Here is a 22430-nt window from a genome sequence, read left to right as displayed (position 1 = left end):
CAGACATGCCCACCATCGACCGCATCGACGGCTATGCCGAAGAACTCACCGCCATCAGACGCGATCTGCACGCCCATCCCGAGGTCGGCTTCGAGGAAGTGCGCACGTCCGGCATCGTCGCGGAGAAGCTGAAGGGATGGGGCATCGAGGTGCATCGCGGCCTCGGCGGCACCGGCGTGATCGGCGTGCTCAAGGGCAATGGCAATGGCGGCAAGCGCATCGGCTTGCGCGCCGACATGGACGCACTGCCGATGGAAGAGAATACCAACCTGAAATGGCGTTCGACGATTCCCGGCCGCTTCCACGGCTGCGGCCATGACGGCCACACCACGATGCTGCTCGGCACCGCGCGCTATTTGGCCGAGACCAAAAATTTCGACGGCACCGTGCACTTTATCTTCCAGCCCGCCGAGGAAGGCTTGGGCGGCGCGCGCGCCATGATCAAGGACGGGCTGTTCCAGAAATTTCCCTGCGACGAGGTCTACGGCCTGCACAACGCGCCGGACCTGAACCACGGCGAGATCGCGATCCTGCCGGGACCGGCGATGGCCGGCGCCGACTTCTTCGACATCAACATCCAGGGCTACGGCGCGCATGGCGCGATGCCGGAACGCTCCAAGGACGCGGTGGTGATCGCGACGACGCTGGCGCAGGCGCTGCAGACCATCGTCAGCCGCAACGTCGATCCCTTGAAGGCGGCGGTGCTGTCGATCACCCAGATTCACGCGGGTTCCGCCTATAACGTAATCCCCGGCGACGCCAAGCTGTGCGGCACGGTGCGTGCGTTCGACGACGGCGTGCGCGCGCTGATCCGTGAACGCATGCGCGCGATCAGCGCCGGCATTGCCGCGACCTTCCAGTGCGAAATATCCGTCGATATCCGCGATGGTTTCAGCGTCCTCGTCAACGAGGAAGAGCAGTCCAGGGTGGTCGAGGCCGTGGCGAAGACCGTGGTCGATCCGGCCAATGTGTTGACGCGCTCGACGCCGAAGATGGGAAGCGAGGATTTCGCCGACATGATGCAGCTGGTGCCCGGCGCCTATTTCTGGATCGGCCATGACGGCTCGGTGCCGGTGCACAATCCCGGCTACGTCCTCGACGACAAGATTCTGCCGATCGGCGCCAGCATGTTCGCCCGCATCATCGAAACCCGTCTCCCGGTAGGTTCGCATGCATAAAACCATCAATGAAGAACAAGAAGTCACCTCGCTGCATGATCTTTCCGCCACCGACCTGATCGCGGGCTATCGCGCCAAGCAGTTCACGCCATCGGAAGTGCTGGAAGAAGTGATTGAGCATGTCGCGGCGTGGGAGCCGCACATCAAGGCGCTCTATCTGTTCGATCCCGAGGGCGCGCGCGCTGCCGCGAAGGCCTCGACCGACCGCTGGCAGAGGGGCGAGCCCGCGGGCACGCTCGACGGCATTCCGGTCACCATCAAGGACAATATCGCTACCAAGGGCCAGCCGATCCCGCTGGGTGCTGCCAGTGTCAAGCTTATACCGGCAGAGAAAGATGCGCCGCCCGCCGCGCGGTTGCGTGAGTCCGGCGCCATCATCTTCGCCAAGACCACGATGCCTGATTATGGCATGCTGTCGTCGGGCCTTTCCAGTTTCCATCCCCTCACCCGCAATCCCTGGGACCTCAGCAAGAATCCCGGCGGCTCCTCCTCCGGCGCGGGCGCGGCGGGCGCGGCCGGTTACGGCCCGCTGCATCTGGGCACCGACATCGGCGGCTCGGTCCGGCTGCCGGCCTCGTGGTGCGGGCTGGTCGCGCTGAAGCCGAGTTTTGGGCGCGTTCCGTACGACCCGCCCTATGTCGGCCGCGTCGCCGGGCCGATGACCCGCACCGTCGACGATGCGGCGCTGATGATGTGCGTATTGTCGAAGCCGGACCGCCGCGACGGCATGAGCCTGCCGGCCGACAGCAGCATTCACTGGAAGACACTCGACAAGTCACCGCGCAAGCTGCGCATCGGCCTGATGCTCGATGCCGGCACCGGCCAGGCGCTGGAAGGCGACGTGCGAAGCGTTGCCGTCAAGGCGGCAAAAGCGTTCGAATCCGCCGGCGCCGTCGTCACCGAAGTCGACGGCATCCTGACGCGCGAGATGCTCGATGGAATCGACAATTTCTTTCGGGCGCGAATGTGGGACGATCTCTCAAAACTTTCGCCCGAGGAACGCCGCAAGGTGCTGCCTTACATCCACAAATGGGCGGAAGCCGGCGCAAGACTCTCCGGCGTCGACGTCGTCAGGGGCTTCAACGCCACGATGGCGATCCGCGCTGCGGCTGCAAAACTATTCTGCGATCTCGATTACGTGATTTCACCGGTGTCGCCGGTGGTGAACTTCCCGGCTGAGTTCGCCGCCCCGATCAACGATCCGGACAAGCCGTTCGAGCACATTGCCTTTACCGTGCCGTGGAATATGTCTGAAAATCCCGCAATCTCGCTCAATGGCGGTTACGACGCCAAGGGTTTTCCGATTGGCGTGCAGATCGTCGGCCGCCGCTTCGACGATCTCGGCGTGCTCGGCATGGCCAAGGCGTTCGAAGGCCTGCGCGGCCCGCAGCGGCCGTGGCCGTCGCCGCCGAAGAAGTAGATTCCGAGATACTTCCGTCATGGCCGGGCTTGTCCCGGCCATCCACGTCTTCTTTTCTTTCAGCTAGATTGTAGGATGGGTAGAGCGAAGCGAAACCCATCACGTAAAGCCCGTATCTGGTCGATGGGTTTCGCTTCGCTCTACCCATCCTACGAAACAAGAAAATAGAAGGAAACGCGCACCCATGGCGTATGAGACCATCAAGTATGAGGTCGACGATCAGATTCTCACCATCACGCTGAACCGGCCCGACAAGCTCAACGCCTTCAACGGCACGATGCAGCAGGAACTGATCGACGCGTTCGACGCGGCCGACAAGGACGACAATGTCCGCACCATCATCGTCACCGGCGCGGGGCGCGGCTTCTGCGCCGGCGCCGACCTCTCGTCCGGCGCCAACACTTTTGACCGCGACGCGCGGCGCGGGCCGGTGAAGCGGCTGGCCAGCGGCACGGTCGACTACAGCGATCCCATGGTGCGCGACGGCGGCGGCCAGGTGACGCTGCGCATCTTCAAATGCCTGAAGCCGGTGATCGCCGCGGTGAACGGCCCTGCCGTCGGTATCGGCGTCACCATGCAGCTCGCAATGGATATCCGCATCGCCTCGGAAGCCGCCCGCTTCGGCTTCGTGTTCTCCCAGCGCGGCATCGTGCCCGAGGCCGCTTCGAGCTGGTTCCTGCCGCGCATCGTCGGTATCTCGCAGGCGCTGGAATGGTGTTATTCGGGCCGTGTCTTCCCGGCGCAGGAGGCGCTGACCGGCCGCCTCGTCAGCAAGGTGGTGCCGCCAGACGATCTGCTGCCGACGGCGCGTGCGCTCGCCAAGGAATTCGCGGCCAAGACCGCGCCGGTATCGGTGGCGCTGATCCGGCAGATGATGTGGCGCATGATGGGCGCCGACGATCCGATGGAAGCCCACAAGGTCGACAGCCGCGGCATCTACGCCCGCGGACGTTCGGAGGATGTGAAAGAAGGCGTGGTATCGTTTTTGGAAAAGCGCCCGGCCGAATTCAAGAACAAGGTTTCCAGCGACATGCCCGACTATTTCCCGTGGTGGCAGGAGCGCGAGTATAAGTGAGCGGCCGGCCCGCATCGGCCAACGCGACGCAAGACGGCGTCGTCCTGCTGCATGGCATCAGCAGAACGGCGCGATCGTTTCGAAAGATGCAGACGGCGCTGGAAGGCTGTGGCTTCGCCACCCTCAACCAGGATTATGCGAGCCGCCGCAAGGCGCTCGAAGCGCTGGCGGAGGACATCCATCCCTCCATCCAGCGCTTTGCCGATGGCATCGATGGCTCCGTCCATTTTGTCGGCCATTCCATGGGCGGATTATTGGCGCGGGTCTACATTGCCAGATATCGGCCAAAGCGCCTGGGCCGCGTCGTCATGCTCGGCACGCCGAACAGTGGCAGCGAAATCGCCGACCGCCTGAAGAATGTTGGAACCTACCGCGCCTTCTTCGGACCGGCGGGACAGCAGCTCGGCACGCAGCGCGGTGCCGCGATCGAAGCGCTGCTTCCGCCGGTCGATTATTGCGTCGGCATCATCGCCGGAGACCGGTCGATCTATCCGATCACATCGGCATTCCTGCCGAAGCCGCATGATGGACGGGTGTCGGTGGCGAACACCAGGCTCGACGGGATGTCGGATCACATCGTGATCCGCACCTCGCACCCGTGGTTGGTGCGCAATAGCGCAGCGATCGTGCAGACGCTTGCGTTTTTGAAGGATGGGAAGTTTAGCACACAGCCCTAACCACCGTCATTGCGAGGAGCGAAGCGACGAAGCAATCCATACTCCCTTTGTGGCCCAATGGATTGCTTTGCTTCGCTTCGCTCGCAATGACGGCGGAGCGCCTACCCCATCGTCAGCGCCACCCGCCCGATCGCTTTGCGTTCGATCAACAGCCGCATCGCCTTGGCATAATCTTCCAGCGGCAGCCGGTGCGAGACATTGGGCCGGATCTTGCCGGCTTCCGCCAATTCCGTCAGCGCCTTGATCCGGACTTCGCCGAGCGCGGGATTTCTCCGCACCGCTTCGCCGGCGCGGACGCCGAGCACGCTGGCGCCCTTGATCATCAGCAGATTGGTCTTCGCAAGCCCGATGCCGCCGGTGAATCCGATGACCAGCAGCCGTGCGCCCCAGTTGATGCAGCGCATCGAGTTCTCGAACACCTCGCCGCCGACGGGATCGAACACCACGTCCGCGCCCTGCCCGTCGGTGATGCGCTTGACGGCATCACGGAACGGCTCCTGGTCGTAGCGAATGAGATGATCGGCGCCCCTCGCTTTCGCAATCGCAAGTTTTTCGTCGCTCGAAGCGGTCGCGATCACGGTGGCGCCTAGCATCTTGCCGATTTCGACGGCGGCGAGCCCGACACCGCCGCCCGCGCCATGCACCAGCAACACCTCGCCCGGCTGAAGCCGGCCGCGATCGATCAGCGCGTGATAGGCTGTGCCGTGGCCGGCCAGGAACGTCGCGCCCTCGGCATAATCGAAGTTCGACGGCAGGCGCACGAGCTGCGACGGCGTGGCGACGGCTTCATCGGAGTAGGCGCCGTGCCGCATCTTGACGATCACGCGATCACCCACGGCGACGCCTTCGGCCGCGTTGATCTCGACCACATCGCCGGCCGCTTCCATGCCCGGCGTAAACGGCAGCGGCGGCTTGAGCTGATACTGGCCGGCCGCCATCAGAACGTCCGGGAAATTCAACCCGGCGGCGCGGATAGCGACACGCACTTGCCCTGGCGCCAGCGGCACAGCGTCAAACGTTTCCAGGCGCAGGCTCTCGGGCGGACCAAGCTCGCGGCAGACGACAGCTTTCGGCATCAGGCGGCCCGCGCTTTCAGGCGCTGCAGCGCTTCGCGGATCAGCGGCATGCGGTCGTTGCCGAAATACATATCCGTCTTGTCGACAAAGATCGTCGGCGAACCAAAACCGCCGCGCGCCATCACCTCGTCGGTATTGGCCTTGAGCTGATCCTTGACCGCCTGCTGGCCGATGCCCTCGAAAAATTTGACGTGATCGACGCCGGCCTTCTTGCAGACCTCCGTCAGCACCGAGTCCTGCGAGATGTCCTTGTCGCCACCCCAATAGGTCTCGAACACCGCGGTGGCAAACGGCACCATGCGTTCGCCAAATTCTTGGCCCAGCCAGATGCAGCCGCGCATCGCCTTGACGCTGTTTACGGGAAACACCGTCGGCGGCATCTTGATCGCAAGGCCAGCGGAGCGCGCCCAGTCGGCGAGATCCTTCTTCATGTAGCGCGCCTTCAACGGCACCGGCGTCTCGCGCTGCGCATAGACGCTCGGGTTCACGGTATTGAAGATGCCGCCGACCAGGATCGGCCGCCAACTGATCTCGACGCCGAGTTCATTCGCCAGCGGCTGGATGTTGTGGAAGGCGAGATAGGTCCAGGGACTGGAGCAGTCGAAGAAGAATTCGAGCATGGGGTTTCCTTTGTGTTTGCTGTTGGCTCATCCTCGTCATTCCGGGATGCGCCGCAAGGCGCAGACCCGGAATCCATGTTTCCGCGCAGGCATGGATTCTCTGATGTGCAATTGCACATCAAAGCTCGCCGCTCCGCGGCGCCCCGGAATGACGGCTAGTCATCTTTTCCCCATATCCTTCGCGCGGGCACCGAACATGTTCCGCCGCGCCTCCTCGTCGAACGGCTCCTTCACGAACTTGCCGATCGCGAGCCCCGCCTGCACCTGCGGCCGCGCGCGCACGTCAGCGTACCAGCGCTTGACGTTCGGGTAATCGTCAAGCGTAAAGCCCTGCGCCTTGTGGGTCATGGTCCAGGGGAAGCATGCAATGTCGGCGATCGAGTAATCGCCGGCGACATAGGCGCCGGTCTTGCCCAGTTGAGTATCGAGCACGCAATAGAGCCGCGCCGCCTCGTCGCGGTAGCGCTCGATCGCGTAGGGAATCTTCTCCGCAGCATAGAGCGCGAAATGGCCGTGCTGGCCGAGCATGGGCCCCAGCCCACTCATCTGCCACATCAGCCATTCCATGACGCGGGAGCGCGCCCGCGTTTCCTTCGGAAGAAAGCGCCCGGTCTTGTCAGCCAGATAGATCAGGATCGCGCCGGTCTCGAACACCGGCACCGCCTCGCCACCATCGGCCGGCGCACGGTCGACGATGGCCGGAATGCGGTTATTCGGGCTGATCGCCAGAAATTCCGGCCTGAACTGCTCGCCGGCGCGGATGTTGACGGGAATGACCTGATAGGGAAGCCCGAGTTCCTCCAGCATGATCGAGATTTTCCAGCCGTTGGGCGTCGGCGCGAAGTGCAGGTCGATCATGGCTCCCCTTGCCTCGCCCCTTCCTTGCGCCCCTGTCTGGATTTTGCTTGAAGACGCGCTTGGCGCTTTTGGGCGACTTTCGTTGTTCTGTACCTCGATCATAAGACATGGCAGACAGGCGCTCAATCAGAACTGACCGGGAGGCTCCCATGCTGTTTCCAACCACGATCGCAGGCTCTTTGCCCAAGCCGGAATGGCTGGCCGAGCCGAACACGCTCTGGGCACCCTGGAAGTCGAAAGGTGATGAGCTCGCCCGCGCCAAGCGCGACGCCACCATGCTGGCGGTGAAGCTGCAGGAGGATGCCGGCGTCGATATCGTCACCGAGGGCGAGCAGGCCCGCCAGCATTTCGTCCACGGCTTTCTGGAGAAGGTCGAGGGCATCGATTTCGCCCACAAGGTCGAGATGGGCATCCGCAAAGACCGCTACAAGGCGATGGTGCCGCAGGTGATAGCACCCTTGACGCTGAAGGGCCGCGTCCATGCCGATGAAGCCCGCGTTGCCCGCACCCACACCACCCGCAAGCTGAAATTCACCCTGCCCGGCCCGATGACCATCGCCGACACCGTCGCGGACAAATATTACGGCGACAAGGTCAAGATGGCGTTCGCCTTTGCTGAGTTGCTCAACAACGAGGCCAAGGCACTGCAGGCCGACGGCGTCGACGTCATCCAGTTCGACGAACCTGCCTTCAACGTCTTCATGGATGAAGTCTCCGACTGGGGCATCAAGGCGCTGGAGCGCGCCGCCGAAGGCCTGACCTGCACCACCGCCGTCCACATCTGCTACGGTTACGGCATCAAGGCCAACACCGACTGGAAGCAGACGCTCGGCAGCGAGTGGCGGCAATACGAGGATATTTTTCCGGCGATCGCGAAAAGCCCGATCCAGCAGGTCGCGATCGAGTGCCGCAACTCGAAAGTGCCGCTGGATCTGCTGGCGCTGCTCCCGGGCAAGGTCGTCCAGGCCGGCGTGATCGACGTCGCGAGCGACACGGTGGAGACGGCGGAGGATGTCGTGAAGGTCATCGAGGCCGTGTCAAAATTCGTGCCGCTTGGCAACATCGTCGCGACCACCAATTGCGGCATGGCCCCGATGCGGCGCGATATCGCGGAAGCGAAGCTGGCGGCGCTGGGTGCGGGGGCGAAGCTGGCGCGACAGAAGTTGGGGTGATGTTCCGTTCCCTCTCCCGCTTGCGGGGGAGGGTCAGGGTGGGGGCTCTCTCCACGGGCGCGAATCGCGGAGAGACCCCCACTCCAGCTCTCCCCCGCAAGCGGGAGAGAGGGCAGACCGCGCAAGCGGCACTACCTTTGCCAACTACACGCACTCGGATGCAGCACAGGTCGATAACCTGCGCCCAGCGCGCGCAGCGTTGAGGGCGGCGTCAGCAGCATCGCGTCACCGATGCCGCTGTCTGCGTCGCAATAGCCGACCACCGACCATCGCAGCGCCCTCCCCTGCAGGATCAGAAAACTTGCCTCGCCCGCCTGCACCATCGCGCCATCGGGCAATTGCTTCACGGGCATCGGCAACGGATGCAATCGCTTCTTGCTGCGCTCCAGCCGCTCGCTGTGCAATACGGCGTCGATCTCGCGCGCCAGAATGCTTTTCACGCCATTGCCCGCTTCCCACGCCGCCCGAAACCGGTTGGCGTCGTCGCGGCGACAAAAGAAACAGGGACGATGGCCGGCCGCGAACGCGGTCGCCTCGTCGAGAAAGAACAGTTCGGTCCAGCTCCGCCCGCCCATCACCTTGCGCCGCCAGCCCCGGAATTCACAGACGCAGGTGATCCACGCCGGGCTCGACCAGCGCTTTTTCAGCAAGGTTTTTGTCGCGGGATCGTGGATGATGCCGCGATTGCCGGTGAACATCCCGCGATGCGGGGTGGCGATGATGTCGCCCGTGGGTGTGACGCGGTTTTGGAGGGGCATGGGGCTGGCTCGATCGCGCTAGCCGCTGCCGTCATTCCGGGATGGTGCGTTAGCACCAGACCCGGAATCCAGAAGTTGTTGCGCGAGATTCCGGGTTCGCGCTTTCGCGCGCCCCGGAATGACGGAGGATATCACCCCCGCCGTCACGGACGGATCGGCGGCTGGAACGACAGCGCAGTATCCCAGGGAAAGTGGATCCAGGTGTCCTGCGACACTTCGGTAATGAACGTATCGACCAGCGGCTTGCCCTGCGGCTTGGCATAGACGGCCGCGAAATGCGCGTCCGGCATCATCGAACGCACCAGCCGCCCGGTCTTGCCGGTGTCGACGAGATCGTCGACGATCAACAGCCCCTTGCCGGTGCCGCCGCCGAGTTTTGCCACCTCAGTCGAAACGCCCTTGAGCACGTTCAGGTCGCCCTGCCGGGTGTGGTCGTAGCTGGCAATGCAGACGGTATCGATGATGCGAATGCCGAGCTCGCGCGCCACGATGGCCGCCGGCACCAGCCCACCGCGGGTAATCGCGATGATGGCATGAAACGGCCCGACCTCGTTGAGCCGCCAGGTCAACGCCCGGCAATCCCGGTGAAACTGGTCCCAAGAGACCGGAAAGGCTTTCTCCGGCGGCGCTGTCATGAGCCCGCTCCAGAACGATCTGTCACTTTGTTCTCCGTATTGCGAAACTTCGAAATTGGAGCACCCGCCGCCGCTACCGGGCGGCGATGTTCAGGTTCGCCAGCATCTCCTTCACCGCGGCCATCGCAGCGCTGAGCTTTTCGGGATCGCGGGAGCGGACGACGAGGTTGGTGTTCGGCTTCTTGTCCTCATCCTGGAACGGATAGCTGCCGATGATGGTGTCGGGATGGGCGTTGGCGATCTCGCGCAGCGGCCCGCCGATGTCGCCTTCCCGGGCATTGGCGCGGACCGAGTCCGAGAGCATCCGCACGCCCGATTTCAGCTTGGGCGCGACGATATCCATCATCGCCTGCATGATCGAGGGGATGCCGGCCATCACGATGACATTGCCGAGCTTGAAGCCGGGCGCCAGGATGGTCGCGCTCTGGATCAGTTCGGCGCCGTCGGGAACGCGCGCCATGCGCAGCCGCGCCTCGTTCAAATCCTGCTCGCTCCAGCGCTCGCGGAACCGCGCGACGACCTCCGGGTGATGGTCGATGCCGACACCGAATGCCTTGGCGACGCTGTCGGCGGTAATGTCGTCATGGGTCGGTCCGATGCCGCCGGTGGTAAAGACGTAGGTATATCGATTCCGCAGTGCATTAAGGGCATCGACGATGTCGGTCTCCTCGTCGGCGACGACGCGGACCTCCTTGAGGTCGATCCCGATATTGGTCAGGTATTCGGCGATGAAGCCGATGTTCTTGTCCTTGGTCCGGCCGGACAGGATCTCGTCGCCAATGACCAGAATACCCGCCGTGACGATCTCGCTCATGACTTCTCCCCACCTGTCCCCGTACTTTTGCGCAAGCAACGCATTGAAGTCACGGGGGTTTGCTGCCGAAATAAGCACCCGGCAGCCTTTTTTTAGGGCAGCGCGGCTGGGCTACCCATACCAAATGCCGCAAGCCAATGCATATCGCGCTGGCCCGAGCCTTGCTACCATCCCTTCAGGTCATGCACTGTGTCGAATGACTTGGGGGATAGTCAGGATTTATGGCAGTAGCGTTCGATGAGATGAATGGCCCCGGCGGCGACCTCCGCCCGGCCTATCGGGAGCTCTCCCGCTGGCTGAAGGAGACGCCTCCCGACGCCCTCGAATATCGCCGCCAGGAAGCGGAACTGCTGTTCCGCCGGATCGGCATCACCTTCGCCGTCTATGGCGACGCCGAAGCCCAGGAACGGCTGATCCCCTTCGACGTGATCCCGCGGATCATATCGTCCAAGGAATGGACGCTGCTGGAAAAGGGCCTGAAGCAGCGGGTCCGCGCGCTCAACATGTTCCTGCGCGACATCTATCATGGCCGCGACATCCTGCGCGCCAACATCATTCCCGATGACCTGATCTTCCAGAACCCGGTGTTCCGACCCGAGATGAACGGCCAGAGCGTGCCGCACGACGTCTACGTGCACATCGCCGGAATCGACATCGTCCGGGTCGACGCCGACAATTTCATCGTGCTGGAAGACAACGCGCGGACGCCTTCGGGCGTGTCCTACATGCTGGAAAACCGCGAAATCATGATGCGGCTGTTTCCGGACCTGTTCGCCCGCCACCGCGTCGCACCGGTGGAACGATATCCCGACGAACTGCTGTCGGCGTTGCGCTCGGTGGCGCCGCTCTCGGCCTCGGCGGAGCCGACGGTCGCGCTGATGACACCCGGCGTCTACAATTCCGCCTATTACGAACACTCCTTCCTCGCCGACAAATTGGGGATCGAGCTGGTCGAGGGCCGCGACCTCGTCGTCAAGAACGATGAGGTGTTCATGCGCACCACCGAGGGGCTGAAGCGCGTCGACGTGATCTACCGCCGCGTCGACGACGATTTCCTCGACCCCCTCACCTTTCGCCCGGATTCGGCGCTCGGCGTGCCCGGCCTGATGTCGGCCTATGCCGCCGGCAACATCACGCTGGCCAACGCGGTCGGCACCGGCATCGCCGACGACAAGGCGATCTATTCCTACATGCCGGAGGTCGTAAAATTCTATCTCGGCGAAGAGCCGATCCTGAAGAATGTGCAGACCTGGCGCTGCCGCGAGCCGAAGGACCTGGCCTACGTGCTCGACAATCTCGGTGACCTCGTCGTGAAGGAAGTCCACGGCTCCGGCGGCTACGGCATGCTGATCGGCCCCGCCGCGACCAAAGCGACGATCGAGGCGTTCCGTGACAAGCTCAAGCGCGAGCCCGAAGGCTTTATCGCCCAGCCGACGCTGGCGCTGTCGACCTGCCCGACCTGCACGGCGTCGGGGCTCGCGCCGCGCCATGTCGATCTCAGGCCGTTCGTGCTGACGGGGAGCCAGCACGTCACCATCGTGCCGGGCGGCCTGACGCGGGTGGCGCTGAAGGAGGGCTCGCTGGTGGTCAATTCGAGCCAGGGCGGCGGCACCAAGGACACCTGGATACTGGACGAATAGAGAGCGAAATTTTCGTATGCTGTCGCGCACTGCCGAAAACCTGTACTGGCTGGCCCGCTACGTCGAGCGGGCGGAATATATCGCGCGCACCATCGATGCGACCTTGCGCGTCACAGCCCTGCCCGCCGCCTATATCGGCAAAACCAATGAGTGGGAATCGGCGCTGCTGACCGCCGGCGTCAGTGCGAGTTTCTACGAGACCTATCAGGAAGCCACCGAGCAGAACGTCGTCGAATATCTGGCGTTCTCGCCAGCCAATCCCTCCTCGATCAAGAACTGCATCGAGGCGGCGCGGCTGAATTCGCGCTCGGTGCGAACCGCGCTGACGTCGGAGATGTGGGACACCATCAACTCCGCCTGGATCGAATTGCAGGAGGTCTGGGGCAAAGGCACGTCGAGCCGTGAGGAGCTGGCGAGGTTCCTCCGTTTCGTGCAAGAGACTTCATTGCGGTTCGATGGTTCGGCCTACCGGACCATGCTGCGCAACGACGCCTACTGGTTCTCGCGCCTCGGCCTGCATCTGGAGCGCGCCGACAACACCGCCCGCATTCTCGACGTGAAGTATCACGTGCTGCTGCCGGAGGAGGAACATGTCGGCGGTCCTCTGGATTACTACCAGTGGACCTCGATCCTGCGCTCGGTGTCGGCACTGACAGCCTATCACTGGGTCTATCGCGAGACGCTGAAACCCTGGCTGATCGCCGACCTGCTGATCCTCAACGACACGCTGCCGCGCTCGCTCGCGAGCTGCTACAGCAATCTGGTGCGCAACCTCGACCAGATCGGCGTCGCCTATGGCCGCCAGGGCGCCTCCCAGCGCCACGCCCGCGGCGTCCGCAACCGGCTTGAACACAGCCATATGGACGATATCTTCCAGCACGGCGTCCATGAGTTCATCCAGGAATTCATTTCGGATAATGCGCGGCTCGGTGAAATCATCACCAGGCAGTATTTGATTTAGAGATTTTGGATGCGCGCAACAAAACACCGTCATGGCCGGGCTTGTCCCGGCCATCCACGTTTTGCTATGCCAACCGGAGGACGTGGATGGCCGGGACGAGCCCGGGCATGACGATCCGAACCTGGGTCCGCCATGCGCCTGCGAATTGCCCATTCCACCAGCTATCGCTACGAGCCGCCCGCTTCGGGCGTGATCCAGATCTTGCGCATGACGCCCGGCAGCCATGACGGGCAGTATGTCGCCGAATGGCAGATCGACGTCTCCACCGACTCCCGCCTCGACATGCATCAGGACGCGTTCGGCAACGTCACGCATGTCTTGACGCACGGGCCGATCGCCGACCTCACCATCCGTGTCGAGGGGCTGGTCGAGACCCACGACACCGGCGGCGTGCTGCGCGGCACCGACGAGCGTTTTCCCCCGGGCCTGTTCCTGCGCCAGACCTCGCTGACCGAAGTCAATCCGGCGATGGCGACGTTTGCCCGCGAGATGCGCTCGGAGTCCGATGGCGACGTGCTCGGCTTCCTGCATGCGCTGATGGTGCAGATCAACGAGCACATGACGTTCGACGAGGACCCGACCAATTCAGGCACCTCGGCGGCGGAAGCTTTCGCGCTCAAGCGCGGCGTCTGCCAGGACTACGCCCACATCTTCATCGCCTGCGCGCGCTCCGGCGGCGTTCCGGCGCGCTTCGTCTCCGGTCACTTCCTGCGCTCCGACGGAACGGTCAACCAGCAGGCTGGCCATGCCTGGGCAGAAGCCTACGTGCCTGACCTCGGCTGGATCGGCTTCGATGCCGCCAACGGCCTCTGCACCACCGACGCCCATGCCCGTGTCGCGATCGGGCTCGACTACCTCGGCGCCGCACCGGTGCGCGGCACCCGCTATGGCGGCGGCGCGGAAACGCTGACGGTCGCGGTCAAGGTCGAACAGGCCGGGCGGCCGGGCCAGTGGCAGAGCCAGTCGCAGTAGGATTTATTCACAGGCCTATCACCGTCATTGCCTGCGACAAACGCAAAGCGTTTGCGCAAGGGAGCGTAGCGACGAAGCGCGTGGCGCCATGGATTGCTTCGCTTCGCTCGCAATGACGGCGATAGAGCGCGCCTATATCGCCATCACCGATCCAACCACACATCCTCGAACCGCAGATTGTTGTACTGGCTGTTGTCGTGCGGCCGGAAGCTCTTCACATGGGGCTGCCAACAGTTGGCGGCCGAACTGTGCAGGATGATCGGCCGCGCGGCATCCTCGACCAGCAGCCGCTCGATGTCCCAGACCATTTTCCTGCGTTTTTCCCTGTCGAGCTCACTCGATTGCGCGGCCAGCAACCGGTCGACCTCGGCGTTGCAATACTGGGTGTAGTTGCGCTCCGACTTGCAGGAATAGTTCTCGACGATATTGCCGTCGGGGTCGTCGACGCTGACGCCGGTCACGTTCAGTCCGATCGTGTAATCCTTCTTTGCCAGCCGAGCGTACCAGCGGGGCGTGTCGAGAATGTCGAGTTCGCCGACAATGTAGATCTTCTTGAGCTGGTCGGTCAGGATCACGGCGGGATCGCGATAGGTCGGCAGGTTGCGGGTCTGGATCTTGATCTGCAGCGGTTTTGCATCGCTGTAGCCGAGCTTCTGCATGATCGCCTGCGCCTCGGCGATGTTCTTCTCGGTATCCGGACCGTAGCCGGTCAGCGAAGTCACCATTTCCGGCGGCATGCCCCACTCGCCTTCGGGCTTGGCCAGCATCGCCCCGCCCATCCGCGCCATCCCCTCCATCAGGATGGTGTTGAAGGGTTTGCGGTCCAGCGTCAGCGACATGGCTTTTCGAATGTCCGGGTTGTCGAACGGCGGATTGACGCGATTGACCATCAAATTGATCTGCGTTCCCGTGGCCGTCGTCTCGCAGATCGCGTTCGGCGCGCGTGCCTTGATGTCCTTCATCAAGGGAATGCTGACGTCGGAAGGAAAGGTGATGTCGTAGTCGCCGGTGGCGAACGCCAGCATGCGCGTGGCGCGGCTGTCGATCATCCGGAAGGTGATCTCGTCCAGATAAGGCCGATCCTTCTTCCAGTAATCGGGATTACGCACGAGGCGAACCTGTTCGCCGCGCTTGAATTCGACGAATTTGAACGGCCCCGTGCCAACAGGCTTGGTGCGCATCACCTGCTGCGGCACATGGCAGGGATAGACCGGCGAAAACGCGCTCGCGAGCAACACCGGCAGGCTCGGCTGCGGCTCGCTCAGCTCAAAAATCGCCTCGTAATCGCCGTTGACGCTGACGTCCTGCAGCTTCGTGTACCAGACTTTTCGCGGATTGCGCTTGAAGTCCTGGGTCTCGGTCTTGCCGATCAGCATCCGCCAGGTGCACTGCACGTCCTTGGCCGTGAGCGGCTGGCCGTCGTGCCATTTCACCCCCTGCCGAAGCTTGAAGGTCAATTTTGTATTGGTGGAATCCCACGACCAGCTTTCGGCCAGATCGGGGATGACGGTATCGATGCTTTCGTGGACCTTTGCGGGATCGAACACCACGAGATTGTTGAAGATCGCGGCAAACGGCGTCACCGAGGCAATCGTCGCTTCCTCGTGCAGCGACGTCGAAGGCGGATTGTCGTTGTGATAGAGCCGGAGCGTGCCGCCTTTTTTCTGCGCGGCAGCTGGGAACGCGGCCACCATTGCAACGCAAAGGAGCGCGATGGACGCGGCTGGTTTGAATGACGACCGCATGGCGCGCATGGTGGCCTCCCAATCTTTTTGTTCTTGTCGAACAGCCAGACTGCCGGAGGCCGCCAGCTTAATCAATACTCGCAGTATCGGTAGTTCGAAGCCTCGCAGGCCAGCGCCATCTGCGAGGCCTGCGACATTTCGGCGGGCGTCATTTTCCTGGAGACGTCACGGAGAACAGCCTTCGCCTTGGCATCTCCGCGCTTGGCGGCGACACTGAACCACATGAAGGCGCGGGTCGGGCTGGACGTCACGCCCTCGCCCCTGCGGTACATCGTTCCAATCTGGGTTTGCGCCTTCGGATTGCCCGCTTCCGCCAGCGGACGGAACAGCCGGATCGCTGGCACATAGTCGCCGCGGTTATAGGCCACCATGCCGTCTTCCCAGGGGCCTGCCATCGCATTGGCGCTGCCCAGGAACAACGCGGCCACGATCGTGCCGATCAGAGCGGACTTCTGCATGCCCTTCCCCCACCCTCCCTGCGGTTTTACCCGCCCGGCGCATGCCGCGTCACGGGAATTGGGGTTGGATGCCCCATCGAAATTGGCTACTAGAGCCTCGTCGGTTCTGATTGCGTCAGAACCGGGCTCTAGTGTCTTGTTTGACGCGTTTTCTTCATGCGAACCGGTGCCCACTTCGCTCGAAAACGCTATGGTTTGGGCCGAAAAATCAGTCGCGTTCGAGGACTTGGAATGACCTATTGTTGCGGAATTCTGGTGCGGGACGGTCTCGTGATGATCGCGGATACCCGAACCAATGCCGGCCTCGACAACGTCTCGACCTTCCGCAAGCTGCATATTTTCAGCACGCCCGGCGAGCGCATCATGGCGATTGCCAGCGCCGGCAATCTGGCGATCAGCCAGTCGGTGCTGTCGACATTGACGGAAGGGGTCGAAGACCCCGACACCGGTGAGGTCGAGACGCTGATGAACGCGCCGACCATGTTCCAGGCGGCGCAGCGCATCGGGCGGGCGATCCGCCTGGTCCACGCCACCGAAGGCCCGGCGCTGCGATCCGAAGACGTCTCCTTCGACGTTTCCTTCCTGTTCGGCGGACAGATCAAGGGCTCGCGGATGCGGCTGTTCATGGTCTACACCGCCGGCAATTTCATCGAATGCACCACCGACACGCCGTACTTGCAGATCGGCGAGCACAAATACGGCAAGCCGGTGCTGGACCGCGCGATGCATTATGACGTCGAACTGTATGAGGCGCTGAAGACCGGCCTGATCTCGATGGATTCGACCATGCGGTCCAATCTCGGCGTCGGCCTGCCGATCGACGTGCTGGTGGTGCGCACGGATGCCTGCGCGGCCGATCTCAACCACCGCATCGAGGCGGGCGAGCCCTATTTCCACGACCTGCGCTCGCGCTGGTCGGCGGCCCTGCGCGCGGCGCACCAGAATATTCCGAGACCACCCTACAAATCCGAAACAGAAAAAAACTGAAGGCGAGGAAACAATGGCCGACGCAACAAACAAAATCGCAATCGTCACCGGTGCCGGCACCGGCGTCGGGCGCGCCGCATCGCTGGCGCTGATGAATGCCGGCTTCACCGTGGTGCTCGCCGGACGCCGCATGGAGATGCTGGAAGAAACCAAAAAGCTCGGCGACAATGTCGGCAAGAGCCTGTGCGTGTCCGCCGACATGACCAACCCCGGCTCGATCGCAGCCCTGTTCGCCAAGGTGATGGATACTTATGGCCGGCTCGACGTTCTCTTCAACAATGCCGGCATGGGCGCGCCGCCGGTGAATTTCGAGGATCTCAGCCTCGAACAATGGCAGGCGGTGGTGAACACCAACCTCACCGGCCCCTTCCTGTGCACCCAGCACGCCTTCCGCATCATGAAGGACCAGAACCCGCGCGGCGGCCGCATCATCAACAACGGCTCGATCTCGGCGCACGCGCCGCGGCCGTTCTCTGCCGCCTACACCTCGACCAAGCACGCGATCACCGGTCTCACCAAGGCCTCCAATCTCGACGGCCGCATGTACGATATCGCGGTCGGCCAGGTCGACATCGGCAACGCGGCGACGCCGATGACGGATCGCATGGTCGCCGGCCCCGGCGTGATGCAGCCCGATGGCACGATGAAACACGAGCCGCGCATGGACGCGAAGGCCGTCGGCGATGCCGTGGCCTACATGGCCGGCCTGCCGCTCGACGCCAACGTGCTGTTCATGACGGTCATGGCGAGCAAGATGCCGTTTGTGGGCCGGGGGTAGACAAACCCTCCGCCGTCGTCCCCGCGAACGCGGGGACCCATACTCCGCGGCGCCGATTGGGTTACGAGACGTCTGCCGATCATGTTCACATGCGAGATCACGCGGTATGGGTCCCTGCGTTCGCAGGGACGACATGCTGAGGCATCGTAGCACAACCACCCCTACTCCAGCCGCTCCACCTTCCGCAGCGACGGAAACAGCTTCATCCACAGCAGCGCGATCGCGATCGTGCCGACGCCACCGAGTACGGCGGCCGGCACGACGCCGAACAGCGCCGCGGTGACGCCGCTCTCGAACTGGCCGAGCTGGTTGGAGGCATTGATGAACAGGAAATTGACCGCGCCGACCCGGCCGCGCATCTCGTCGGGCGTCGAAAGCTGCACCAGCGAGAAGCGGATCACCACGCTGATCGTATCGGCCGCGCCCAGCATCGCCAGCGCCAGCACCGACAGCCACATCCACTGCGAGAGGGCGAATATCACCGTCGCCGCGCCAAACACGATCACGGCCTGAAACATCCGCAATCCGATATGTCGGTTGATAACGTAGCGCGCCAGCACGATCGTCATCAGCAGCGCCCCGACCGCGGGCGCGGCGCGCAGGATGCCGAGACCCAGCGGGCCCGTTTCGAGAATGTCACGCGCATAGATCGGCAGCAGCGCCGTGACGCCGCCGAGCAGCACGGCGAACAGGTCGAGCGAGATGGTGCCGAGGATTGCCGGGTTGTTGCGGATGAAACGGACGCCGGCGAAGATGTCGTCTGCAACCACACTCTCCGCTTTCGAAGGCTCCTGCTTCGCGATGTGGATAAAGCCGGTCAGGACCGCGCCCACCAGCCAGAATACGACAATGACGAAATACGGCAGGCTCGGCGTCAGCACGTAGGCCAAACCGCCGAGCGCAGGTCCCGTGATGGTCGCGACCTGGGCGGCGCCGGAGGAGATCGCGGTCGCGCGCTGCAGCGAGCCCTTTGGCGTTATCAGCGGTAGCAGCGCGGCCGTGGCGGGGCTTTCGAAGGCGCCGGCAATCCCGATCACGAAGGTGGCGATGAATATCTGCGTCACGGTGAGCCAGCCGGCAAAGGTGCTGACGGCCAGAAACAGCGCCGTCGCCGCTTCCGCGAGCTGGCAAAGCTGCACCACGCGCTTGCGCTCAAACCGGTCGGCGGCGTGGCCGGCGACGAAAACAAGCAGCGCCGTGGGCAGGAATTGCACCAGCCCGACCATGCCGAGATCGAAGGCGCTGCCGGTGATGTCGTAGATCTGCCAGCCGATCGCCACCGCCGCGATCTGGCTGGCGAAGCGCGACAGGCTGCGCGACAACAGGAAGAACAGGAACGGGGCGTACCTGAGCAGATCGCGGGCGCCTACCGGCATCGTCGAGGACATGGGCAAGAGCGGTGGCCGAGCGCGGTGCCGATGTCAACGGGCGGGCCCGCAACACGGCATTGCGCGGCCGCGCGGCGCTGGCATAATCGTTCCCGGGGTTGGCGGGGGATTCATGCTGCAACTGCAATCGGCGTTTGGCGTGCTGGCGTTGCTGGCGATCGCATGGTCGCTCAGTGAAAGCCGCCGCGCGGTCTCGTTGCGGCAAATGGCGGTTGGCCTGGCCGTCACCGTCGTCACCGCGCTGGTGCTGCTCAAGCTGCCACTGGTGGCAAGGGCGTTCGGCGCCATCAACGATGCCGTCAACACGATCTCGGCGGCGACGCGCGCCGGCACTTCCTTCGTATTCGGCTATCTCGGCGGCGGCGCACTTCCGTTCGACCTCAAGGCGCCGGGCGCGGATTTCATTTTGGCATTTCAAGCGCTGCCGATTGTGCTGGTCATGAGCGTTCTGACGACGCTCTTGTTCTACTGGCGCATCCTGCCGCCGATCGTGCGCGGGATGGCGTGGCTCCTGGAGCGCACGCTCGGCGTCGGCGGCGCGGTGGGACTGTCGGCCGCAGCCAATATCTTCCTCGGCATGGTCGAGGCGCCGCTGTTCATCCGCCCCTATCTGGCGCAGCTCACGCGCAGCGAATTGTTCCTGGTCATGACCGGCGGCATGGCCGGCATCGCCGGCACCGTGCTGGTGCTCTACGCCACCTTCCTCGCGCCGCTGATCCCGGATGCGGCGGCGCATTTTGTCATTGCATCGGTGCTGGGCGCCCCGGCGGCGATCCTGGTCAGCCTGATCATGGTGCCGGAGACTTCGGACAAGCGCACCGGCGGATCTTTGGAAGATCCCGATATGCACGCGTCCTCGACCATGGACGCCATCGCCAAGGGTACCGCGGCCGGGCTAGAATTGCTGCTCAACATCATCGCGATGCTCCTGGTGCTGGTTGCACTGGTCTATCTCGTCAACGCGATCCTCGGGTTGTTGCCCGAGATCGGCGACGCCAAAATTTCGCTGCAGCGCCTGCTCGGCTATCTGATGGCCCCGGTGTGCTGGCTGATGGGCCTGCCATGGCCGCAGGCGATCACGGCGGGCAGCCTGATGGGCACCAAGACCGTGCTCAACGAATTGATCGCCTATCTCGAACTTTCAAAACTCGGCACGGATGCGCTCGACCCGCGCTCGCGGCTGATCATGCTCTATGCGATGTGCGGTTTTGCCAATTTCGCCAGCCTCGGCATCATGATCGGCGGCCTCGGCACCATGGCGCCGGAAAGGCGCGACGAGATCAATGCGCTGGGATTGAAGTCGATTGTGTCAGGCACGCTGACGACGTGTTTGATGGGGGCGGTGGTGGGGGTGATGACGTAACGCTCTCTCCGTCGTTCCGGGGCGGCGCGTCAGCGTCGAACTATGGTGCGCAATTGCGCACCTGAGAACCTCGAGATTCTCCGATGTGCAATTGCACATCGTAGTTCGCTTCGCGCGCCGGAATGACGGCGAGAATTACGACGCCAATTCCACCGTCTTGAACTCCGCCGGCAAAATCACTTCCAGCAGTTCAACGTCGTCGGAATAATCCATGATCAGGTGCTTGATGCGCGGCGGCTGGGTCCAGGCGCTGCCTTCCTTCATCAGCGTCTCGCCCTGCCCTTCCATGTAGGTCTTCACCCAGCCCTTGAGCACGTAGACCATCTGGAATTCGACGTCGTGGTAGTGCAGCTTTGAAACTTCCGCCGGATTGCACGGGCCGATCAGGCGGATCACATGCGCCTGCGCCAGGCCGTGGGTCGCGTCCGCAATGCCGAGGTCGCGGTAATGCGCGTAAGCGCGCAGGCCGTCGGCCTTGAAATCCTCCTCGCGGTGATGGCTGATCGCGATGCGCTGCTTCGGCCGCGCCTTGGACTTGACCGCTTTGGGCTTCGCGGCGGACACGCCCCTCGCCTTCTTGATGGTTTTGCGGGCTGAGGATTTGGCTGCCGTCTTGTGGCCCGACCATTTCTTCTTTACGGCGGGCTGCGCCGCGGCGCGCGACGCGACTTTCTTCTTGGCCATGGGTGCCTCCCTTTTTGTTTGTGGCGGGAGGCTAACACAAATCGGATTTCGTAGGGTGGGCAAAGGCGCGCGCTTGCGCCGTGCCCACCATCAAGGCGTGATCGACGTTGGCATGGTGGGCATGCTTCGCTTTGCCCACCCTTCTACGGCGCCAGCGTCGGCGTCAATGCAGCCTGAACACGCCATCGACCGCGCGCAGCTCGGCCGGCTTGATCAGCTTGGAATGCGCGACCGTCACCGAAAACAGCGGGCCATCAAGCTTTTCCTGCCAGAAGGCGAGGAAATCCTTCAGCGCCGGGAATTTCGGAAACAGATCGTAATTCTGCCAGACATAGGTCTGCAGCAATGCGGGATGATCCGGCATCCGATACAGGATTTGCGCCGTCGTCAGCCCGTAACCCAGCACCTGCTTCCGGAAATCGTCCGAAGCAACTCCAACCCGCGAGACCATGCCAAACCTCCATTGCTGGAAGCGCATTTCACGTGGTGGCCACACACCGAGCCACCCCGGCGGAGATGCGCTCACATGAGAGAAATGTGACGCACGCGACCCTCCCATCACAAGCCTAAATGTTTAATGAATTGTTGAAAATTCACGCGTTAGCAGCAGCTTACCGCACGTGCTAATACCGGGTCCTGGGGTCCGGCCGCCCCGGTTAATCATGATTAATGAAATTGGCAGGTGTCATATTTGAGTGCCAATTTTTCTGCTAGAAGCCCTTGTCCCCCGAACAAGTCTGGCCTAAATCAGCCGCAGCCGAGTTGGCACTCGCTGGCTCGGACTGCCAAAATTCCAGAATCTGATAACATCTTCAGAAACTTAGGAGGACTGCATGAAATTCCGTCCGCTTCACGACCGCGTCGTGGTCAAGCGCATCGACGCCGAAGAGAAGACCGCTGGCGGCATTATCATTCCGGACAGTGCCAAGGAAAAGCCCTCACAGGGCGAAATCGTCGCCGTAGGCCCGGGTGGCCGCGACGAAGCCGGCAAGCTGATCCCGATCGACCTCAAGGTCGGCGACCGCGTGCTGTTCGGCAAGTGGTCGGGCACCGAAGTCAAGATCGACGGTGAAGATCTCCTGATCATGAAGGAGTCCGACGTCATGGGCGTGCTCGACGTCCCCGCCACCAAGAAGAAGGCTGCCTAAGCGCTTCGCCTGCAACGCTCACC

At 63.1% G+C, this 22430-nt stretch carries 23 protein-coding genes; 12 read left to right on the top strand and 11 right to left on the bottom strand.

All coding sequences use genetic code 11. The features are described from left to right. Positions 1-5 precede the first annotated feature (5 nt). The 4 genes from C7G61_RS18155 to C7G61_RS18140 all read left to right on the top strand — a co-directional run bounded on the left by C7G61_RS18155 (position 6) and on the right by C7G61_RS18140 (position 4350). Positions 6-1178, top strand: coding sequence for a M20 aminoacylase family protein (locus tag C7G61_RS18155; RefSeq protein ID WP_108516694.1), 1173 nt, complete (start codon positions 6-8; stop codon positions 1176-1178). Then, positions 1171-2598 carry an amidase gene (locus C7G61_RS18150; RefSeq protein ID WP_108516691.1) on the top strand — a complete coding sequence of 476 codons (1428 nt, stop codon included), beginning with the start codon at positions 1171-1173 and terminating at the stop codon, positions 2596-2598. Before C7G61_RS18155 ends, C7G61_RS18150 begins: the two co-directional genes overlap by 8 nt. Positions 2599-2782: 184 nt before the next feature. Continuing rightward, positions 2783-3673 (top strand): crotonase/enoyl-CoA hydratase family protein, encoded by an 891-nt coding sequence (locus tag C7G61_RS18145; protein WP_108516688.1) that lies wholly within the window; start codon positions 2783-2785, stop codon positions 3671-3673. Next, positions 3670-4350, top strand: a complete 681-nt coding sequence (locus C7G61_RS18140; RefSeq protein WP_108516686.1) for an alpha/beta hydrolase — start codon at positions 3670-3672, stop codon at positions 4348-4350. Before C7G61_RS18145 ends, C7G61_RS18140 begins: the two co-directional genes overlap by 4 nt. A 101-nt stretch (positions 4351-4451) precedes the next feature. Here the strand turns inward: C7G61_RS18140 and C7G61_RS18135 are convergent, their stop codons facing one another. The 3 genes from C7G61_RS18135 to C7G61_RS18125 all read right to left on the bottom strand — a co-directional run bounded on the left by C7G61_RS18135 (position 4452) and on the right by C7G61_RS18125 (position 6904). After that, complete coding sequence (locus tag C7G61_RS18135; protein WP_108516683.1) at positions 4452-5426, bottom strand: NADPH:quinone oxidoreductase family protein; 975 nt, start codon at positions 5424-5426, stop codon at positions 4452-4454. Continuing rightward, positions 5426-6046 (bottom strand): 2-hydroxychromene-2-carboxylate isomerase, encoded by a 621-nt coding sequence (locus C7G61_RS18130; RefSeq protein ID WP_108516681.1) that lies wholly within the window; start codon positions 6044-6046, stop codon positions 5426-5428. The genes C7G61_RS18135 and C7G61_RS18130 overlap by 1 nt, the downstream gene beginning before the upstream one ends. 159 nt (positions 6047-6205) lie before the next feature. Further along, entirely contained in the window at positions 6206-6904 is a 699-nt protein-coding gene (locus C7G61_RS18125; RefSeq protein ID WP_108516679.1) for a glutathione S-transferase N-terminal domain-containing protein, read from the bottom strand. Between the two features lie 149 nt (positions 6905-7053). Here C7G61_RS18125 and C7G61_RS18120 point away from each other — a divergent pair, with 149 nt between their 5' ends. Further along, complete coding sequence (locus C7G61_RS18120; protein ID WP_108516677.1) at positions 7054-8076, top strand: methionine synthase; 1023 nt, start codon at positions 7054-7056, stop codon at positions 8074-8076. Between the two features lie 131 nt (positions 8077-8207). Here the strand turns inward: C7G61_RS18120 and C7G61_RS18115 are convergent, their stop codons facing one another. From C7G61_RS18115 to C7G61_RS18105, 3 genes are all read right to left on the bottom strand, one after another. Then, positions 8208-8834, bottom strand: coding sequence for a hypothetical protein (locus C7G61_RS18115; protein WP_108516675.1), 627 nt, complete (start codon positions 8832-8834; stop codon positions 8208-8210). Between the two features lie 143 nt (positions 8835-8977). Beyond that, complete coding sequence (gpt, locus tag C7G61_RS18110; RefSeq protein ID WP_108516673.1) at positions 8978-9469, bottom strand: xanthine phosphoribosyltransferase; 492 nt, start codon at positions 9467-9469, stop codon at positions 8978-8980. A gap of 73 nt (positions 9470-9542) precedes the next feature. Then, positions 9543-10283, bottom strand: a complete 741-nt coding sequence (locus tag C7G61_RS18105) for a competence/damage-inducible protein A (RefSeq protein ID WP_108516671.1) — start codon at positions 10281-10283, stop codon at positions 9543-9545. Between the two features lie 221 nt (positions 10284-10504). Here C7G61_RS18105 and C7G61_RS18100 point away from each other — a divergent pair, with 221 nt between their 5' ends. The 3 genes from C7G61_RS18100 to C7G61_RS18090 all read left to right on the top strand — a co-directional run bounded on the left by C7G61_RS18100 (position 10505) and on the right by C7G61_RS18090 (position 13856). Next, the gene (locus tag C7G61_RS18100; RefSeq protein ID WP_108516666.1) at positions 10505-11923 is read left to right on the top strand and encodes a circularly permuted type 2 ATP-grasp protein; all 1419 of its coding nucleotides are present in this window, start codon (positions 10505-10507) and stop codon (positions 11921-11923) included. Between the two features lie 16 nt (positions 11924-11939). Next, on the top strand, positions 11940-12884 hold the full coding sequence (locus C7G61_RS18095; RefSeq protein ID WP_108516664.1) for an alpha-E domain-containing protein: 945 nt from the start codon (positions 11940-11942) through the stop codon (positions 12882-12884). 132 nt (positions 12885-13016) lie between these two features. Beyond that, positions 13017-13856: a transglutaminase family protein gene (locus C7G61_RS18090; RefSeq protein WP_108516662.1), complete on the top strand. Its 840-nt coding sequence runs from the start codon at positions 13017-13019 to the stop codon at positions 13854-13856. A gap of 143 nt (positions 13857-13999) precedes the next feature. On the opposite strand, the gene C7G61_RS18085 is transcribed toward C7G61_RS18090, so the two are convergent. Beyond that, positions 14000-15610 (bottom strand): ABC transporter substrate-binding protein, encoded by a 1611-nt coding sequence (locus tag C7G61_RS18085; protein WP_338026089.1) that lies wholly within the window; start codon positions 15608-15610, stop codon positions 14000-14002. A 62-nt stretch (positions 15611-15672) separates the two neighbouring features. Further along, positions 15673-16059 (bottom strand): tetratricopeptide repeat protein, encoded by a 387-nt coding sequence (locus tag C7G61_RS18080; protein ID WP_108516660.1) that lies wholly within the window; start codon positions 16057-16059, stop codon positions 15673-15675. A 231-nt stretch (positions 16060-16290) separates the two neighbouring features. Between C7G61_RS18080 and C7G61_RS18075 the strand changes: the two genes are divergently transcribed. Then, the gene (locus C7G61_RS18075; RefSeq protein WP_108516658.1) at positions 16291-17046 is read left to right on the top strand and encodes a proteasome-type protease; all 756 of its coding nucleotides are present in this window, start codon (positions 16291-16293) and stop codon (positions 17044-17046) included. Between the two features lie 13 nt (positions 17047-17059). After that, the gene (locus tag C7G61_RS18070) at positions 17060-17824 is read left to right on the top strand and encodes an SDR family oxidoreductase (protein WP_108516656.1); all 765 of its coding nucleotides are present in this window, start codon (positions 17060-17062) and stop codon (positions 17822-17824) included. A gap of 161 nt (positions 17825-17985) precedes the next feature. Here C7G61_RS18070 and C7G61_RS18065 read toward each other — a convergent pair whose 3' ends face one another. Then, a complete protein-coding gene (locus C7G61_RS18065) occupies positions 17986-19212 on the bottom strand; it encodes an MFS transporter (RefSeq protein ID WP_108516654.1) in 1227 nt (408 codons plus the stop codon). 112 nt (positions 19213-19324) lie between these two features. Here C7G61_RS18065 and C7G61_RS18060 point away from each other — a divergent pair, with 112 nt between their 5' ends. Next, the gene (locus C7G61_RS18060) at positions 19325-20575 is read left to right on the top strand and encodes a NupC/NupG family nucleoside CNT transporter (RefSeq protein ID WP_108516652.1); all 1251 of its coding nucleotides are present in this window, start codon (positions 19325-19327) and stop codon (positions 20573-20575) included. 135 nt (positions 20576-20710) lie between these two features. Here C7G61_RS18060 and C7G61_RS18050 read toward each other — a convergent pair whose 3' ends face one another. Both C7G61_RS18050 and C7G61_RS18045 read right to left on the bottom strand, forming a co-directional pair. After that, entirely contained in the window at positions 20711-21259 is a 549-nt protein-coding gene (locus tag C7G61_RS18050) for a cupin domain-containing protein (RefSeq protein ID WP_108516650.1), read from the bottom strand. Positions 21260-21422: 163 nt separating this feature from the next. Further along, positions 21423-21710 (bottom strand): usg protein, encoded by a 288-nt coding sequence (locus C7G61_RS18045; RefSeq protein WP_108516647.1) that lies wholly within the window; start codon positions 21708-21710, stop codon positions 21423-21425. Positions 21711-22092: 382 nt separating this feature from the next. On the opposite strand from C7G61_RS18045, the gene C7G61_RS18040 reads away from it, so the two are divergent. Next, positions 22093-22407, top strand: a complete 315-nt coding sequence (locus C7G61_RS18040; protein WP_108516645.1) for a co-chaperone GroES — start codon at positions 22093-22095, stop codon at positions 22405-22407. Positions 22408-22430: the final 23 nt, after the last annotated feature.

The sequence above is a fragment of the Bradyrhizobium algeriense genome, from assembly GCF_003062295.1.
Taxonomy (GTDB): Bacteria; Pseudomonadota; Alphaproteobacteria; order Rhizobiales; family Xanthobacteraceae; genus Bradyrhizobium; species Bradyrhizobium algeriense.
This window is presented reverse-complemented; position numbering and strand designations above follow the sequence as displayed.